General features: G+C 73.0%; 13 protein-coding genes and 1 pseudogene. 4 read left to right on the top strand and 10 right to left on the bottom strand.

What is annotated here, in order from left to right; all coding sequences use genetic code 11:
* The 5 genes and pseudogenes from BZZ08_RS33390 to tkt form a co-directional block, all read right to left on the bottom strand.
* A pseudogene (locus BZZ08_RS33390) lies at nt 1–272 on the bottom strand (glucose-6-phosphate isomerase); the annotation flags it as partial.
* Nucleotides 265–1,200, bottom strand: coding sequence for a glucose-6-phosphate dehydrogenase assembly protein OpcA (gene opcA / locus BZZ08_RS33385; protein WP_104635940.1), 936 nt, complete (start codon nt 1,198–1,200; stop codon nt 265–267). The gene opcA and the pseudogene BZZ08_RS33390, both read right to left, overlap by 8 nt.
* On the bottom strand, nt 1,197–2,975 hold the full coding sequence (gene zwf / locus BZZ08_RS33380) for a glucose-6-phosphate dehydrogenase (RefSeq protein ID WP_104635939.1): 1,779 nt from the start codon (nt 2,973–2,975) through the stop codon (nt 1,197–1,199). The genes opcA and zwf overlap by 4 nt, the downstream gene beginning before the upstream one ends.
* Nucleotides 2,972–4,117, bottom strand: coding sequence for a transaldolase (gene tal / locus BZZ08_RS33375; protein ID WP_104635942.1), 1,146 nt, complete (start codon nt 4,115–4,117; stop codon nt 2,972–2,974). The genes zwf and tal overlap by 4 nt, the downstream gene beginning before the upstream one ends.
* A gap of 40 nt (nt 4,118–4,157) precedes the next feature.
* Complete coding sequence (gene tkt / locus BZZ08_RS33370; protein ID WP_104635938.1) at nt 4,158–6,254, bottom strand: transketolase; 2,097 nt, start codon at nt 6,252–6,254, stop codon at nt 4,158–4,160.
* 157 nt (nt 6,255–6,411) lie between these two features.
* Between tkt and BZZ08_RS33365 the strand changes: the two genes are divergently transcribed.
* Complete coding sequence (locus tag BZZ08_RS33365; RefSeq protein WP_104635937.1) at nt 6,412–7,317, top strand: helix-turn-helix transcriptional regulator; 906 nt, start codon at nt 6,412–6,414, stop codon at nt 7,315–7,317.
* A gap of 78 nt (nt 7,318–7,395) precedes the next feature.
* Here the strand turns inward: BZZ08_RS33365 and BZZ08_RS33360 are convergent, their stop codons facing one another.
* Nucleotides 7,396–8,796, bottom strand: a complete 1,401-nt coding sequence (locus BZZ08_RS33360; protein ID WP_104635936.1) for a glycoside hydrolase family 16 protein — start codon at nt 8,794–8,796, stop codon at nt 7,396–7,398.
* A 348-nt stretch (nt 8,797–9,144) separates the two neighbouring features.
* Nucleotides 9,145–9,936, bottom strand: a complete 792-nt coding sequence (locus BZZ08_RS33355; RefSeq protein ID WP_104635935.1) for an IclR family transcriptional regulator — start codon at nt 9,934–9,936, stop codon at nt 9,145–9,147.
* 129 nt (nt 9,937–10,065) lie between these two features.
* Here BZZ08_RS33355 and BZZ08_RS33350 point away from each other — a divergent pair, with 129 nt between their 5' ends.
* Entirely contained in the window at nt 10,066–11,403 is a 1,338-nt protein-coding gene (locus BZZ08_RS33350; RefSeq protein WP_198601841.1) for a 6-phospho-beta-glucosidase, read from the top strand.
* Here BZZ08_RS33350 and BZZ08_RS33345 read toward each other — a convergent pair.
* Nucleotides 11,396–12,547 (bottom strand): ATP-grasp domain-containing protein, encoded by a 1,152-nt coding sequence (locus BZZ08_RS33345; RefSeq protein WP_104635934.1) that lies wholly within the window; start codon nt 12,545–12,547, stop codon nt 11,396–11,398. The two genes, BZZ08_RS33350 and BZZ08_RS33345, sit on opposite strands and share 8 nt — an antisense overlap.
* Before the next feature lie 285 nt (nt 12,548–12,832).
* Between BZZ08_RS33345 and BZZ08_RS33340 the strand changes: the two genes are divergently transcribed.
* Together BZZ08_RS33340 and BZZ08_RS33335 are read left to right on the top strand one after the other, a co-directional pair.
* A complete protein-coding gene (locus BZZ08_RS33340) occupies nt 12,833–13,717 on the top strand; it encodes a metallophosphoesterase family protein (RefSeq protein ID WP_104635933.1) in 885 nt (294 codons plus the stop codon).
* Nucleotides 13,714–14,394: a 4'-phosphopantetheinyl transferase family protein gene (locus tag BZZ08_RS33335; protein WP_104635932.1), complete on the top strand. Its 681-nt coding sequence runs from the start codon at nt 13,714–13,716 to the stop codon at nt 14,392–14,394. Before BZZ08_RS33340 ends, BZZ08_RS33335 begins: the two co-directional genes overlap by 4 nt.
* 25 nt (nt 14,395–14,419) lie before the next feature.
* Here the strand turns inward: BZZ08_RS33335 and BZZ08_RS33330 are convergent, their stop codons facing one another.
* A complete protein-coding gene (locus BZZ08_RS33330) occupies nt 14,420–14,656 on the bottom strand; it encodes a hypothetical protein (protein WP_104635931.1) in 237 nt (78 codons plus the stop codon).
* A gap of 191 nt (nt 14,657–14,847) precedes the next feature.
* A complete protein-coding gene (locus tag BZZ08_RS33325; protein ID WP_104635930.1) occupies nt 14,848–15,504 on the bottom strand; it encodes a helix-turn-helix domain-containing protein in 657 nt (218 codons plus the stop codon).
* Nucleotides 15,505–15,644 lie beyond the last annotated feature (140 nt).

The following is a 15,644-nucleotide window of genomic DNA, read 5'->3' as shown; positions in this document are numbered from 1 at the left end:
ATGTTGATGCGCTCACCGCGGAACATCGCGTCGCGCAGCCCGAACACATCGGTGGCGGCGGCCAGTTCCTGGAGCAGGGCCAGCGTCTCGTCGGTGACCAGGTTCTTCGAGTAGTCGATGCGCAGGTCGCCGACGCGCACGACGTACCGCTCCGCCCGCCCGGGGTCCTGGGCGAACAGCTCGCGCAGGTCCGGGTGGGGCAGCGCGCCCTTGCGGTGGTCCGCGAGCGCGGTCCACTGCGGACGCTGGTTGAGCTTGGTGGTGTCAGACATGGACAGGGGTCTCCTTGCCGGCCTCGCCGCGCAGGGCGACGGCGTACATCTCGTCGGCGTCGAGGCGCCTGAGCTCCTCGGCGATGAGTTCGGAGGTGGGGCGCACCTTCAGGGCGACGGAGCGCGGGGGCTGACCGGGCAGGGTCATCGTGGCGAGCGGCCCCTCCGGCCGGTCGACGACGATCTCGCCGCCCGCCGTGCCGAGCCGGACGGCGGTGACGACCGGCCCGTCGGTGACCACGCGCTCCACGCGGACGCCCAGGCGGGCCTCCAGCCAGCGGGCCAGCAGCTCGGCGGCCGGGTTGTCCGCCTCGGCCTCCACGACCGCGGAGGTCACCGGCACCCGGGCCTGGTCCAGGGCCGCGGCCAGCATCGAGCGCCACAGCGTCAGCCGGGTCCAGGCCAGGTCGGTGTCGCCGGGGGCGTAGGCGCGCACCCGGCGCTCCAGGACCTCCATCGGCCGCTCGACCGTGTAGAGGTCGGTGATCCGGCGCTGGGCGAGCGCGCCCAGCGGGTCCTTCGCGGGGTTGTCCGGCGCCTCGACCGGCCACCACACGACGACCGGCGCGTCCGGCAGCAGCAGCGGCAGCACCACCGAGTCGGCGTGCTCGGACACCTCCCCGTACATGCGCAGGACGACGGTCTCGCCGGTCCCGGCCTCGGAGCCGACCCGGACCTCGGCGTCGAGGTGCGAGCGGGTGCGGTCGCGCAGGTTGCGCGGGTGGCGCTTGATGACGACCAGGGTGCGCGAGGGGTGCTCGTGCGAGGCCTCCTCGGCCGCCTTGATCGCGTCGTAGGCGTTCTCCTCGTCCGTGACGATGACCAGGGTGAGCACCATGCCCACGGCCGGGGTGCCGATGGCCCGGCGGCCCTGCACCAGCGCCTTGTTGATCTTGCTTGCCGTGGTGTCGGTCAGGTCGATCCTCATGGCCTGCGCCAGCTCCGTCCGTCTCGTGCGAGCATCTCGTCGGCTTCCCGCGGTCCCCAGCCGCCCGACGCGTACTGCGCGGGCTTGTCGTGCGAGGCCCAGTACTCCTCGATCGGGTCGAGGATCCGCCAGGACTCTTCCACCTCCTGGTGGCGCGGGAACAGGTTGGCGTCCCCCAGAAGGACGTCCAGGATCAGCCGTTCGTACGCCTCCGGGCTGGACTCCGTGAACGACTCGCCGTAGGCGAAGTCCATGGACACGTCCCGGATCTCCATCGACGTGCCCGGCACCTTCGAGCCGAAGCGCACCGTCATGCCCTCGTCCGGCTGGACGCGGATGACGATCGCGTTCTCGCCCAGCTCCTCCGTGGCGGTGGAGTCGAAGGGGGAGTGCGGGGCCCGCTGGAAGACCACCGCGATCTCCGTGACCCGGCGGCCCAGCCGCTTGCCGGTGCGCAGGTAGAAGGGGACGCCCGCCCAGCGGCGGTTGTCGATGCCCAGCTTGATCGCCGCGTAGGTGTCGGTGGTGGAGGCCGGGTCGATGCCCTCCTCCTCCAGGTAGCCGGGCACCCGCGCGCCGCCCTGCCAGCCGCCCGCGTACTGCCCGCGCACCGTGTGCCCGCCCAGGTCCTCCGGCAGCCGCACGGCCCGCAGCACCTTCAGCTTCTCGGTGAGCAGCGACCGCGCGTCGAAGGCGGCCGGCTCCTCCATGGCGGTGAGGGCCATCAGCTGGAGCAGGTGGTTCTGGATGACGTCGCGGGCGGCGCCGATGCCGTCGTAGTAGCCGGCCCGGCCGCCGATGCCGATGTCCTCGGCCATGGTGATCTGGATGTGGTCGACGTAGGACCGGTTCCAGATCGGCTCGTACATCTGGTTGGCGAAGCGCAGCGCCAGGATGTTCTGGACGGTCTCCTTGCCCAGGTAGTGGTCGATGCGGAAGACCTGCTCCGGGTCGAAGACCTCGTGCACCAGCGCGTTCAGCTCGCGGGCGCTGTCCAGGTCGTGGCCGAACGGCTTCTCGATCACCGCCCGGCGCCAGGAGCCGTCCGGCCCGTCGGTCAGCCCGTGCTTCTTGAGCTGCTGGACGACCTTAGGGAAGAACTTCGGCGGCACGGAGAGGTAGAAGGCGTAGTTGCCGCTGGTGCCGCGGGAGGAGTCCAGTTCCTCGACGGCCTTGCGCAGCTGTTCGAACGCCTGGTCGTCGTCGAAGTCGCCGGGGATGAAGCGCATGCCCTCGGACAGCTGCTGCCAGACCTCCTCGCGGAACGGCGTGCGCGCGTGCTCCTTGACCGCGTCGTGCACCACCTGGGCGAAGTCCTGGTCCTCCCAGTCCCGGCGGGCGAAGCCGACCAGCGAGAAGCCCGGCGGCAGCAGGCCGCGGTTGGCCAGGTCGTACACGGCGGGCATCAGCTTGCGGCGGGACAGGTCGCCGGTGACGCCGAAGATGACCAGCCCCGACGGGCCCGCGATACGGGGCAGACGGCGGTCCTGCGGATCGCGCAGCGGGTTGCTCCAGTCGAGCGGTGCCACCGGCTCGACGGCCCCCTTGCCCGTGCCCCTGCTCTTCGCCCCCTTGGCGGGGCGGGCCGGCCCGGTCTTCTTCGCGCTCCGGGAGGACCCGGAGGGTCCGGCGGCCTTCGCCGCCCCGGCGGCGTCGGCCTCCTCCGCCGCCTGGGCGTGCAGCGGTCCGGCCGCGTCCTGGGCGGTCCGGGCCTCCTTGGCCTCCTTCGTCGCCTTGGTCTCCCGGACCGTCGTAGCGGGAAGCTCCTCGCTCATTCCCCGTCAACTCCCTTGCTGTCGAGGGACTTCGTCACGGCGACGAGCAGGTCCTGCCAGGCCGCCTCGAACTTCGCCACGCCCTCCTGCTCCAACTGCTCCACCACCTCGTCGTACGACACGCCGAGCCGCTCCACCGCCGCGAGGTCGGCCCGGGACTGGGCGTACCCGCCGGTGACCGTGTCACCCCGCACGTCGCCGTGATCGGCGGCGGCGTCCAGGGTGGCCTCCGGCATCGTGTTCACGGTGCCGGGAGCGACCAGCTCCTCCACGTACAGGGTGTCCCGGAATGCCGGGTCCTTCACACCGGTGGACGCCCACAGGGGGCGCTGGGGGTTGGCGCGGGCCCCGGCGAGGGCGGTGAAGCGGTCGCCCGCGAAGACGTTCTCGTACGCCTCGTAGGCCAGCCGCGCGTTGGCCAGCGCCGCCTTTCCGCGCAGCGCGAGCGCCTCGTCGGTGCCCAGGAGCGACAGGCGCTTGTCGATCTCGCTGTCCACGCGGGAGACGAAGAACGAGGCGACCGAGTGGATGCCGGCCAGGTCGATCCCGGCCGCCCGCGCCCTCTCCAGGCCGGCGAGGTAGGCGTCCATGACCTCGCGGTAGCGCTCCAGGGAGAAGATCAGCGTGACGTTGACGCTGATGCCGGCGCCGATGACCTCGGTGATCGCCGGGAGACCGGCCTTCGTCGCCGGGATCTTGATCATCACGTTGGGGCGGTCGACCAGCCAGGCCAGCTGACGCGCCTCGGCGACGGTGGCCCGCGTGTCGTGGGCGAGCCGGGGGTCGACCTCGATGGAGACCCGGCCGTCGCGCCCGCCGGTGGCGTCGTACACCTCGCGCAGCACGTCGGCGGCGGCGCGGACGTCGGCGGTGGTCATCATGCGGACCGCCTCGTCGACGGTGACGCCCCGGGTCGCCAGGTCGGCGAGCTGCTCCTCGTAGCCCTCGCCGGAGCCGATGGCGGCCTGGAAGATCGACGGGTTGGTGGTGACGCCGACGACGTTCTTCGTCCTGATCAGCTCGGCGAGGTTGCCGGACTCGATCCGCCGCCGCGACAGGTCGTCGAGCCAGACGGACACGCCCTGGTCGGCCAGGCGCTGCAGTGCTCCCGCGGTCGCGGTTGCTTCGGTCACAGTGATCATCATCTCTTTCTGCGATCGGATCGGGTCGGATCCGGTGGGGTCAGCCGCGGGAGGCGGCCAGGGATTCCCGGGCGGCGGCGGCCACGTGCCCGGCGGTGAAGCCGAACTCGGTGAACAGGGTCTCGGCGTCGGCGGAGGCGCCGAAGTGCTCCAGGGAGACGATGCGGCCCGCGTCCCCGACGAACCGGTGCCAGGTCAGGCCGATCCCGGCCTCCACGGCCACCCGGGCCCGCACGGACGGCGGCAGCACGCTCTCGCGGTAGGCGCGGGGCTGCTCCTCGAACCACTCCACGGACGGCATCGACACCACCCGCGTGGCGGTGCCCTCGGCCTCCAGCTCCTCCCGGGCGGCCATCGCGAGCTGCACCTCGGAGCCGGTGGCGATCAGGACGACCTCCGGGGTGCCGGAGGAGGCGTCGGCGAGGACGTACCCGCCGCGCGCCGCGTCCGGGTTCGGCGCGTAGGTCGGCACGCCCTGCCGGGTGAGGGCGAGGCCGTGCGGCGCCGGGTGGGTGGAGTGCCGCCTGAGGATCTCGGCCCACACGGTCGCGGTCTCGTTGGCGTCGGCGGGGCGCACGACGTTGAGCCCGGGGATGGCGCGCAGCGAGGCCAGGTGCTCGACCGGCTGGTGGGTCGGGCCGTCCTCGCCCAGGCCGACGGAGTCGTGCGTCCACACGTACGTCACCGGCAGCTGCATCAGCGCGGACATGCGCACCGCGTTGCGCATGTAGTCGGAGAAGACCAGGAAGGTGCCGCCGTAGATCCGGGTGTTGCCGTGCAGGGCGATGCCGTTCATCTCCGCGGCCATGGAGAACTCGCGGATGCCGAAGTGCACGGTGCGGCCGTACGGGTCGGCCCCGGGAAGGGGGTTGCCCGCGGGCAGGAAGGAGCTGTTCTTGTCGATGGTGGTGTTGTTGGAGCCGGCCAGGTCGGCCGAGCCGCCCCACAGTTCGGGCAGCACCGGGCCGAGCGCCTGGAGGACCTTGCCGGAGGCGGCCCGGGTGGCGACCGACTTGCCGGTCTCGAACACCGGCAGGGTGTCCTCCCAGCCCTCGGGCAGCCGGCCGGCGACCACGCGGTCGAAGAGCGCCGCGCGCTCGGGGGCGGTGTCCCGCCAGGCGGCGATCCGCTTGTCCCAGGCGGCGTGCGCCTCGGCGCCGCGGTCCAGGGCCCGGCGGGTGTGGGCGAGGACCTCGTCGGCGACCTCGAAGGACTTCTCCGGGTCGAGGCCGAGGACGCGCTTGGTGGCCGCGACCTCCTCCGCGCCGAGGGCGGAACCGTGGCTGGCCTCGGTGTTCCGCGCGTTCGGGGCGGGCCAGGCGATGATCGTGCGCATCGCGATGATGGACGGGCGCCCGGTCTCGGTCTTCGCCGCCGTCAGCGCGGCGTGCAGCGCGTGCACGTCGACGTCGCCGTTCTCGGCGGGTTCGACGCGCTGCGTGTGCCAGCCGTACGCCTCGTAGCGCTTCAGCACGTCCTCGGAGAAAGCGGTCACGGTGTCGCCCTCGATCGAGATGTGGTTGTCGTCGTAGAGGAAGACCAGATTGCCGAGCCTCTGGTGACCGGCCATCGACGACGCCTCGGCGGAGACGCCCTCCTGGAGGTCGCCGTCGCTGACGATCGCCCAGATCGTGTGGTCGAAGGGCGACTCGCCCTCGGGGGCCTCGGGGTCGAACAGGCCCCGCTCGTAGCGGGCGGCCATCGCCATGCCCACCGCGTTGGCCACGCCCTGGCCCAGCGGCCCCGTGGTGGTCTCCACACCCGCCGTGTGCCCGTACTCGGGGTGGCCCGGCGTCTTGGAGCCGTGCGTGCGGAAGGCCTTGAGGTCGTCCAGCTCGACCTCGTACCCGGCGAGGAAGAGCTGGGTGTAGAGGGTCAGCGAGGTGTGGCCGGGGGAGAGGACGAACCGGTCACGGCCGGTCCACTCGGGATCGGCGGGGTCGTGCCGCATCATCTTCTGAAAGATCGTGTACGCCGCCGGGGCCAGGGCCATCGCCGTGCCCGGGTGGCCGTTTCCCACCTTCTGCACGGCGTCGGCCGCCAGAACCCGGGCGGTGTCGACGGCCCGCCGGTCGAGTTCGGTCCATTCGAAGCGGTCCGCGCTGTCCACTGTCTGCTTGCTCGGCTGCGTGCTCATCTTCAAGAAATCCTCGATCGGAGCGGAGTACCTGGTCTGACGCGTTCAAACTTAAAAGTCTGACTTTTGAGAGTGAAGGTCGTGGTGTGCCAGCCTGTGGTGAAACTGGGACACGCCCCGGCCGCGGGGCGCACGGGTAGGACGGTACGAGGCGGACATGGCGGACGAAAGACATCAAGGCGGCGGCGACGGGATCAGAACGTTCCCCTTCCCGGTCGATCTCAGCCTCCTCGGAGTCGGCGTGCAGGTCGGTCCCATGGGCGCCGGCCGCACCTGGCACGCGCACGCCCCGCTGCACCGCGTGCACCGCATCGACTTCCACGTCGTCATGCTCTTCACCGGCGGACCGGTCCGTCACATGATCGACTTCGCCGAGTACGAGGCGTCGGCCGGCGATCTGCTGTGGATCCGTCCCGGCCAGGTCCACCGCTTCGCGCCCGAGACCGAGTACCGCGGAACGGTGCTCACCATGCAGCCCGGCTTCCTGCCCCGCGCCACCGTGGAGGCGACCGGCCTCTACCGTTACGACCTGCCGCCCCTGCTCCGCCCCGACGAGGCGCGGCTCGCCGGACTCACGGCGTCGCTCGACCAGTTGCGGCGCGAGTACGAGGACGCGACCACGCTCCCGCTGAGCCTGCACACCGCCGTACTGCGCCACACGCTGTCCGCGTTCCTGCTGCGCCTGGCGCATCTCGCGGCGAGTTCCGCCCACGCGGCGCGGGAGGGGCGGGCGGACGCGCCGGGGGACAGCACCTTCACCCTCTTCCGGAACGCGGTCGAGCGGGGCTTCGCCACCAACCACAGCGTCAGCGCCTACGCCGACGCGCTCGGTTACTCCCGCCGCACCCTGGTCCGCGCGGTGCGTGCCGCCACCGGCGAGACACCCAAGGGGTTCATCGACAAACGCGTCGTCCTGGAGGCCAAACGGCTCCTGGCCCACACCGAGATGCCGATCGGCCGGGTCGGCTCGGCGGTCGGCTTCCCGGACGCGGCGAACTTCTCCAAGTTCTTCCAGCAGCACACCGACCAGACACCGGCGGCCTTCCGGGCGGAGCTGCGCTGAGGCACTCCGCGCGGCACGACGCAGGGGCTCCACGGTGCGTGGAGCCCCTGCGCCCTCCTGCGAGGGACCGGTCGCCGCTCAGCGGCCGAAGCTGAACCAGTTCACGTTGACGAAGTCGGCGCTCTGCCCGCTGGTGAAGGTCAGGTACACGTCGTGGATGCCCGTCACCGAGGCGATGTTCGCCGGGATCGTGCGCCACGACTGCCAGCCGCCCGTGCTGCCCACGGCGAAGCTGCCGATCGGCGTGCCGGTACGGCTGTCCAGGCGCACCTCGACCAGACCGCTGACCCCGGCGGCCGCACCGCTCGCCACCCGGGCCTTGAACTGCGTCGCCGCGCTCGAACCGAACTTCACGCCCTTGTACTGCACCCAGTCGCCGTTCGCGAGGGCGCCGAGGTTGCTCCCGCCGCCCGAGTCCGAGGTGCCCTCGGTCATCGTGCCGGACTGGGCGTCGTACGACTCGGCCTCGATGGTGCCGTACGCGTCGCGGTCGCCGCCGGTCGGAGGAGGCGTGGTACCGCTCCCACCGGCCGACAGCACCTGGACGTAGTCCACGAGCATGGAGTGGCCGGGCTGGGTGCCGCCGTCCGGGCCGCCGCCGAACGCGTCCGGGAAGCCGCCGCCCATCGCGACGTTGAGGATGATGAAGTAGCCGTGGTTCGTGGCGTTCGCCCACGTCGTCGCGTCGACCTGGTTGGCGCGGACGGTGTGGAAGGTGTTGCCGTCGACGGAGAAGCGGATCTCCTCGACGCTCGTCGAGCGGTCCCACTCCACCCGGTAGGTGTGGAAGCCCGCCTGACAGGTGGTGCCGGGACACGGGGTGTTGCCGCCGATGCCGCTGGTCTCGTTGCAGGGGCCGCCGGGCGAGGTGCCGCAGTGCAGCGTGGACCACACCGTGTTGAGGCCCTGGGTGTTCTCCATGATGTCGATCTCGCCGACACCGGGCCAGTTCCAGTAGTTGCCCCGGTAGGGCGAGCCGAGCATCCAGAACGCCGGCCAGTAGCCCTTGGCCGCCGCCCCGGTGACGTTCGGGACCTGGATACGGGCCTCCACGCGCAGCTTGCCCCCGGCCGGGGGCTCGAAGTCGGCGCGCCTGGTCTCGATGCGGCCCGAGGTCCAGTTGCCGGCGCCGTCGCGCCGCGGGGTGATGCGCAGGTTTCCGCTGCCGTCCAACGAGACGTTGTCCGGGGACGACGTCATCGTCTCGATCTCGCCGGTGCCCCAGTTGGCGGGGCCGCCGGGGTACGAGGTGCCGGTGTCGTACTGCCAATGGGCGGTGTTCACGCCGGAGCCGGCCGAGCCGTCGAAGTCGTCGGCGAAGACCTGCGTCCAGCCGGACGGGGGCGGCGGGACGGCCGCGCCCGCCGAGGGGCCCGTGACGGTCGCGGCCGCCGCGGCGAGGCCGAGCGTGCCGACGACGGCCACCAGCGCCCGGCGCAGCGGCCGGCGTCTGGGCGGATTGCCGGATGTCTGACTCATGTGGGGGTCGCCTCTCGATGCGGGAGTGGGAAGCGGTACGCCCCGAGCGCGCTCCGCGGGGAGACGTCTGAGAGCGCTCTCAGAGTGCGGCCAATGTGCTCCGGGCCGCCACCGCCGTCAAGAGGTGAAGCCGAGAAAGTCCTTGCGGAGCGGGGGAGTTCAGCCCGTGAACGTCGTGAACGTCACGAAAGTGCCGGGCGGGGCAGGTCCCGACCGCGGTTTCGGGGCCCACCGGGCGCGGCGGCCCGGCAGCGCCGCCGTCGCCGCGGCGGGCGGCATCCGGACGACCGCGGGCGTCGGTCAGCACCGCCGGTCTCCCCCGGTCCTTGCGAGAAGGGCTCCGGAGTATCAGTGGGCGTACGAGGGCCCGTCCTCACCGGTGAGAGGGACACCCGGGCGCCAGCCCAGGGCGCGGGAGATGCCGCGGGCCGCCAGCCGGACCGCCGGGACCAGCGTCGGCACCCGCGCGTCGGCGTGCGGCACGACGACCGACACGGCCGCCGTCACGGTGCCGTCCGGGCCGTGCACGGGGGCGGCCACCGACAGGGCGTCCTCGGTGACCTGACGGTCGCTCACCGCCGCCCCGGTGCGCCGCACCTCGGCCAGCACCCGGCGCAGCCGTGCCGGGTCGGTGATCGTGTACGGGGTGAAGGAGGCGAGCGGACCCGTGCGGTACGCCTCCTGGAACTCCGGTTCGCCGTGCGCGAGCAGGGCGAGCCCGACCCCGGTGGCGTGCAGCGGCCAGCGGGCTCCGACCCGGATGCGCACGCCGACCGACGACCGCGCCGCCAGCCACTCGATGTAGACGACCTCGCCGCCGTCCCGCACCGCCAGCTGCACGTTCTCGTGGGTCGCCTCGTACAGGTCCTCCAGGTACGGCAGGGCGACCTGCCGCAGCGCGAGACCGCGCGGGGCGAGCGCGGCGATCTCCCACAGCCGCAGACCGACGTGGTAGACGCCCGACTCGTCCCGCTCCAGCGCGCCCCACCGGGTCAGGGCGCCCACCAGCCGGTGCGCGGTGGTCAGGCTCAGCCCGGCCCGGCGGCTGATCTCCGTCAGGGACAGGGCCGGGTGTGCGTGGTCGAACGCGGCCAGCACGGAGAGCAGTCGGTCGGGGGCGGTGCTGGCGGGGGCGGTCACCGGGCCGAGGGTAGGGGCCCGCCCCGCCCCTGGACAGAGGGGAGTGCGGGTGCGCGCGCGGGGACACCCCGCCGTGCCATGATCGGCGCCGGACGGAAGTGCGACCGCGGGCGACGGAAGGGTGCGGACGTGAGGCTGACGATGCTGGGCGGCGGCGGATTCCGGGTGCCGCTCGTGTACGGGGCGCTCCTCGGGGACCGCGCCGAGGGGCGCGTGACCGACGTCGTCCTGCACGACCTGGACCCGGCCCGGCTGACGGCGGTGACCCGGGTGCTGGCCGAACAGGCGGCCGGGGTGCCCGACGCGCCGGCGGTCACCGCCACGACCGACCTCGACGAGGCGCTGCGCGGCGCCGACTTCGTGTTCTCCGCGATCCGGGTCGGCGGCCTCCAGGGACGCGCCGACGACGAACGGGTGGCGCTCGCCGAGGGCGTCCTCGGCCAGGAGACGGTCGGCGCGGGCGGCATCGCGTACGGGCTGCGGACCGTCCCGGTCGCCGTCGACATCGCCCGCCGGGTGGCGCGGTTGGCGCCGGACGCCTGGGTCATCAACTTCACCAACCCGGCCGGACTCGTCACCGAGGCCATGTCCCGGCACCTCGGCGACCGGGTCATCGGCATCTGCGACTCGCCGGTCGGGCTCGGCCGCCGCGTCGCCCGCGTGCTGGGCGCCGACCCGGACCGGGCCTTCGTGGACTACGTCGGCCTCAACCACCTCGGCTGGCTGCGCGGACTGCGCGTCGCCGGACGCGACGAACTGCCGCGGCTGCTCGCCGACCCGGCGCTGCTCGGCTCCTTCGAGGAGGGCCGCCTCTTCGGCCCCGAGTGGCTGCGCTCCCTCGGCGCGGTCCCCAACGAGTACCTGCACTACTACTACTTCAACCGGGAGACGGTCCGCGCCTACCAGGAGGCCGAGCGCACCCGCGGCGCGTTCCTGCGCGACCAGCAGGCCCGCTTCTACGACGAGATGCGCCGCCCCGAGGTCCCGGCCCTGGCCACCTGGGACCGCACCCGCGCCGAACGCGAGTCGACCTACATGGCCGAGAACCGCGACACGGCGGGCGCGGGCGAACGCGAGGCCGAGGACCTGTCCGGCGGGTACGAGAAGGTGGCGCTGGCGCTGATGCGGGCCGTGGCCCGCGACGAACGCGCCACCCTGATCCTCAACGTCCGCAACCGCGGCACGCTGTCCGTCCTCGATCGCGACGCGGTGGTCGAGGTCCCCTGCCTGGTCGACGCGAACGGCGCCCACCCGATGGCGGCCGACCCGCTGCCGGACCACGCCACCGGCCTGGTCTGCGCGGTCAAGGCCGTCGAGCGCGACGTCCTGACCGCGGCCGAGACCGGCTCCCGCGCGACCGCGGTACGCGCCTTCGCCCTGCACCCCCTCGTCGACTCGGTCGACGTCGCCCACCGCCTCGTCGACGGCTACCGGGCGGTGCACCCGGGGCTCGCGTACCTCAGGTGAGGCCCACCGGCGCGGACGTCGCCGGTGCCGGTGCGGCGGCCGCCGTCCGCGCCGGTCCCGGTTCCGGCGACGGTACGGGCGTCGCGACGGCGGGCAGGTCCGGGCGCTGCTGGGGCAGGGACACCGGGCGCAGCGGGCGCGGTCCGGAGACCACCGCGTAGTCCTGGCCCAGGAACGGCGGCTCCAGCTCACCCGGGTCGTCCCCGAGGGCCAGCCGGACCGCCGCCCACGGCACGTTGAGGCCGCACAGCGCCAGCTGGTGCAGCCCGCCGGCCGGGCGGGTGTTGACGTCCATCAGGACGGGCCGGTCGCCGTACATCCGGAACTGCACGTTGGACACGTGGTGCAGCCCGAACGCCTCGGCGATCCGCCGTGCCGGTGCCAGCCACCGCTCGTGCAGGGTGAACCCCCGGCGGCGGCCGTTCTTGGTGCGGCCCACCGCCAGCCGGACCCGGTTGTCGGGCCCCGTGAGAAGGTCCACCGAGACCTCCGGCTGCTCCAGGCGCGGCATCACCAGCCAGTCCACGGGCTCCTCGGCCGCCCGCAGTGCCTCGACGACCAGCGGCAGCGGCACGGACGGGCTCGGGAAGCCGTTCAGGTGTGCGAGCGAGAAGGGGTCCCGGGTGACCATCCGGAAGCCCACACCGCCCGCGCCGGACGCCGGCTTGAAGCACGCCCGGTGGCCGTCGGCCTCCAGTTCCTCCACCGCGAGGACCAGTTCGTCGGCCGTGCGCACCCGCCACCACGGCGGCACCGGCACGCCGATCGCCCGGACCGCCTCGTAGGCGATCACCTTGTCCCCGAACAGGGCCACCGCCTCCGGCGGCGGCGCGAGCAGCGCCGTACCGGCCGCCTCGAACTCGTCGCGGTGCGCCACGATCGCCGACTGGTGCAGCCGGGGCACGAACACGTCGATGCCGCGCCGCGCGCACTGCGCCAGGGCGTACTCGACGTAACCGGCGGGGGAGAGCCCCTCGGGTTCCAGGTCGGCGGTGTCCGCGGCGGCCAGCACGGGGGAGTCCGGATCACCGTGCGTGGCATGGATCTCGACGGCCCGGTCGGCGGGATTTCTCCGCAGCTGATCCATGAAGAACACGTTCTCCGCGTACGTGCGGTTGAGCCAGACGCGTACGGGAGAAGCCATGCAAGCCGCCTTCCGGGGTTCGCGGGCAGGGCGAAGCGGGCCGTGCCCGGCCAGGGGGTTGGAGGGACACCGAGCCGCTCTGCGCGAAAGGAGAGTCGTGGCGGTGGTGTTGGGGCGATCATAGGGGTACGCGCGGCCCCGGGCGCAACGAGCGTCACACGGATGCGCCGGACCGGCGCTCCGGGCGGCCTCCGGGCCCCGTCGCGGCGGGCCCGGGGGCCGCCTTGTGACCGGGGCGGGGATGTGATCTCGTGACGTCGGACGGGCGTCTGGAAGGGGTGGGCGATGACGTCGAGGGCCGGTGCTCCGGGGCTGTGGGCCATCAGCGATCTGCACATCGGTTACGAGGAGAACCGGGCCCTGGTCGAGCGGATGCACCCCGAGTCCGACGACGACTGGCTCCTGGTGGCCGGCGACGTGGCGGAGACCGTCGCCGACATCCGCTGGGCGCTCGGCACCCTGGCGGACCGCTTCCGCCGGGTCGTCTGGGTCCCGGGCAACCACGAACTGTGGACGCCCTCCAGGGACGCGGTCGCCCTGCGCGGCGTCGCCCGCTACGAGCACCTCGTCGCGATGTGCCGGGAACTGGGCGTGACCACCCCTGAGGACCCCTACCCGGTATGGGAGGGCGCGGGCGGCCCGGCGGTCGTCGCACCGCTGTTCCTGCTCTACGACTACTCGTTCCTGCCCGCGGGATGCGCGACCAAGGCCGAGGGCCTGGAGTACGCGCAGGGCACCGGTGTCGTGTGCAGCGACGAGTACCTGCTGCACCCCGATCCCTATCCCAGCCGTGAGGCCTGGTGCCGGGCGCGGGTCGAGGAGACCGAGCGCAGGCTCGCCGAGATCCCCGCGGACCTGCCGACGATCCCCGTCAACCACTATCCGCTGCACCGGCACCCCACCGACGTCCTGTGGTACCCCGAGTTCGCCATGTGGTGCGGCACCTCGCTGACCGCCGACTGGCACCGCCGGTTCCGGGTCGACACCATGGTCTACGGGCACCTGCACATCCCGCGCACCACCTGGCACGAGGGGGTCCGCTTCGAGGAGGTGTCGGTGGGTTATCCCCGCGAGTGGCGCAAGCGGCCCGGGCCGCCCGGGCAACTGCGCCGCATCCTGCCGTCGACGCAGGCCCCCACGGCGCCGTCGCGCCAGGAGGTGACCCGTTGATCGAGGAACTGCTGCCCGACACGGTCGTCAGCGTGGAGGCCTTCGGCCGCGACGACGCCGGTCATCTGCCCCTCCACCCGGAGGAGGAGGCGATCGTCGCGCGGGCGGTCGCCAAGCGGCGCCGGGAGTTCACCGTCGTGCGGTCCTGCGCCCGCCGGGCGATGGAGAAGCTCGGCGTGCCCCCGCAGCCCGTACTGACCGGTGAACGCGGCGCCCCGCGCTGGCCGGACGGCCTCACCGGCAGCATGACCCACTGCGACGGCTACTGCGCCGCCGCCCTGGTCCGCCTGACCGACCTGGCCTCGCTCGGCATCGACGCCGAACCCGACGGGCCGCTCCCGGACGGCGTCCTCAAAACCATCGCCCTGCCCGCCGAGGCGGCCCGCCTGCGGCGACTGGACGAGGCGCGGCCCGGGGTGCACTGGGACCGGTTGCTGTTCAGCGCCAAGGAGTCGGTCTACAAGGCGTGGTTCCCCCTCACCGGGCAGTGGCTGGACTTCTCGGAGGCGGACATCGAGCTGTGCGTGGACCCGGTCGACCCGCGCCGCGGCACCCTGCACGCCGACCTCCTGGTGCCGGGACCGACCGTGGCGGGCAGGCGCCTGAACCGCTTCGACGGCCGCTGGACCGCCCGCGACGGCCTGGTCGCCACGGCGATCACGGTCCCCCGCACCTGAGCGGCGACCGGGCCGCCGGCCCCGGTCAGGGACGCGGGCACCAGTCCCGCAACAGCCGGAAGAACGCCTCCTCGTTCCCCGTCAGTCCCGCGGCCCGCAGGGCCTGCTCCGCCTCGGCCAGCACGGAGGGCGGGACGACGGGCGGCCGGGGAGAGCCGCCGGGACCGGCCCCGGTGTCGAAACCGGCCCGCACGGTGTGCAGGAGCCGCAGGTAGGCCTGGACGGCGGTGCGTTCGTGATCGGTCAGTACGGCGGTGGTCATCGGTCGGCTCTCCCCACAACGACGTCAGCGGTCACGCGCCCCCGCACGGCGACGGCACCCTCCCAGCTTGCCGTCCACCACTGACAATCCCGTCCGGCCGCGCCCCGTGCACCGCCCAACCGCACCGATCGGACCAGCACTTGCCCGTCGTGCCCGGCGGCCGGGACCCGGCCGAGGCTCCTGCCCGGGGCTCAGGACTCGGGCCGCTTGACGCTCTCCAGGAGCATGTCCAGCCACTCGGCGACCTTGTCGCGGTGCTGGTCGGTGGGCAGTTGCGCGGCCCGCCAGGCGATGCCGCGCACTCCGTGGTCCTGGAGCAGCCGCTCCAGCGGGTCGTCGGCGTCGGCCGCCGCCTCCCGCTCCCGGTCGGCGAGCTGCTGGAGCAGTTCCTGCTCGGTGCGCTGGAGGGCGCCCGCGAGCGCCTCGGGGTCCTCGGCGGTGAGGAATCCGGCGTGCACCCGGAAGAAGCGCTGAATGGCGTCGCAGTGCTCCATGGTGGGGCGCCGGTCGCCGTTGATGAGGGCGCCGGCCTGCTGCCGGGACATCCCGGCGCCGTCGGCTATCTCCTGCTGGGTGTACTTGCGGCCGTTCGGCTTCAGCCGGGTGCGGCGCAGCAGGTCCAGGCGCTGCACGAACCTGATCCGGACGTCGGGCTCACCCGCCGGGCGGCCGCCGAGCAGAGCCCCGACGACGGACTCGGGAACGCCGGAGGCGGCGGACAGCCGGCGGACGTCGAAGACCTCGGTGTGCGGCACGCCGAGGCGGTCGGCGAGTGCGCCGACCCGGGCGACGACGGCGGTCGGCGTGGTGGCCGGCACCGTGCCCGGACCTTCGAAGCCACCCGTCACCGACTGCTCTCCTACGTCTCTCACAGGCCTCACAGGCTTCTCACAAGCAGTTGCCGTGAACTTCCCGGAGAGTAGCCTGCCGCTCGAACTCACATCCAGGCATCGCCACAACTGTGGCCTATTTCAGCCGTCAACAGGCA

The sequence above is a fragment of the Streptomyces sp. MH60 genome, assembly GCF_002939385.1.
Classification (GTDB): Bacteria; Actinomycetota; Actinomycetes; order Streptomycetales; family Streptomycetaceae; genus Streptomyces.
The sequence above is the reverse complement of the archived record's forward strand: the minus strand, read 5'-3'. Positions and strand labels throughout refer to the sequence as shown.

What these genes read in the sequence shown, in the direction of transcription:
- BZZ08_RS33340 (WP_104635933.1), top strand. Translation starts at nt 12,833, where the DNA reads ATGACGTCGAGGGCCGGTGCTCCGGGGCTGTGGGCCATCAGCGATCTG.
- BZZ08_RS33330 (WP_104635931.1), bottom strand. Translation starts at nt 14,656, where the DNA reads ATGACCACCGCCGTACTGACCGATCACGAACGCACCGCCGTCCAGGCC.
- tal (WP_104635942.1), bottom strand. Translation starts at nt 4,117, where the DNA reads ATGATCACTGTGACCGAAGCAACCGCGACCGCGGGAGCACTGCAGCGC.
- tkt (WP_104635938.1), bottom strand. Translation starts at nt 6,254, where the DNA reads ATGAGCACGCAGCCGAGCAAGCAGACAGTGGACAGCGCGGACCGCTTC.
- zwf (WP_104635939.1), bottom strand. Translation starts at nt 2,975, where the DNA reads ATGAGCGAGGAGCTTCCCGCTACGACGGTCCGGGAGACCAAGGCGACG.
- BZZ08_RS33365 (WP_104635937.1), top strand. Translation starts at nt 6,412, where the DNA reads ATGGCGGACGAAAGACATCAAGGCGGCGGCGACGGGATCAGAACGTTC.
- BZZ08_RS33360 (WP_104635936.1), bottom strand. Translation starts at nt 8,796, where the DNA reads ATGAGTCAGACATCCGGCAATCCGCCCAGACGCCGGCCGCTGCGCCGG.
- opcA (WP_104635940.1), bottom strand. Translation starts at nt 1,200, where the DNA reads ATGAGGATCGACCTGACCGACACCACGGCAAGCAAGATCAACAAGGCG.
- BZZ08_RS33345 (WP_104635934.1), bottom strand. Translation starts at nt 12,547, where the DNA reads ATGGCTTCTCCCGTACGCGTCTGGCTCAACCGCACGTACGCGGAGAAC.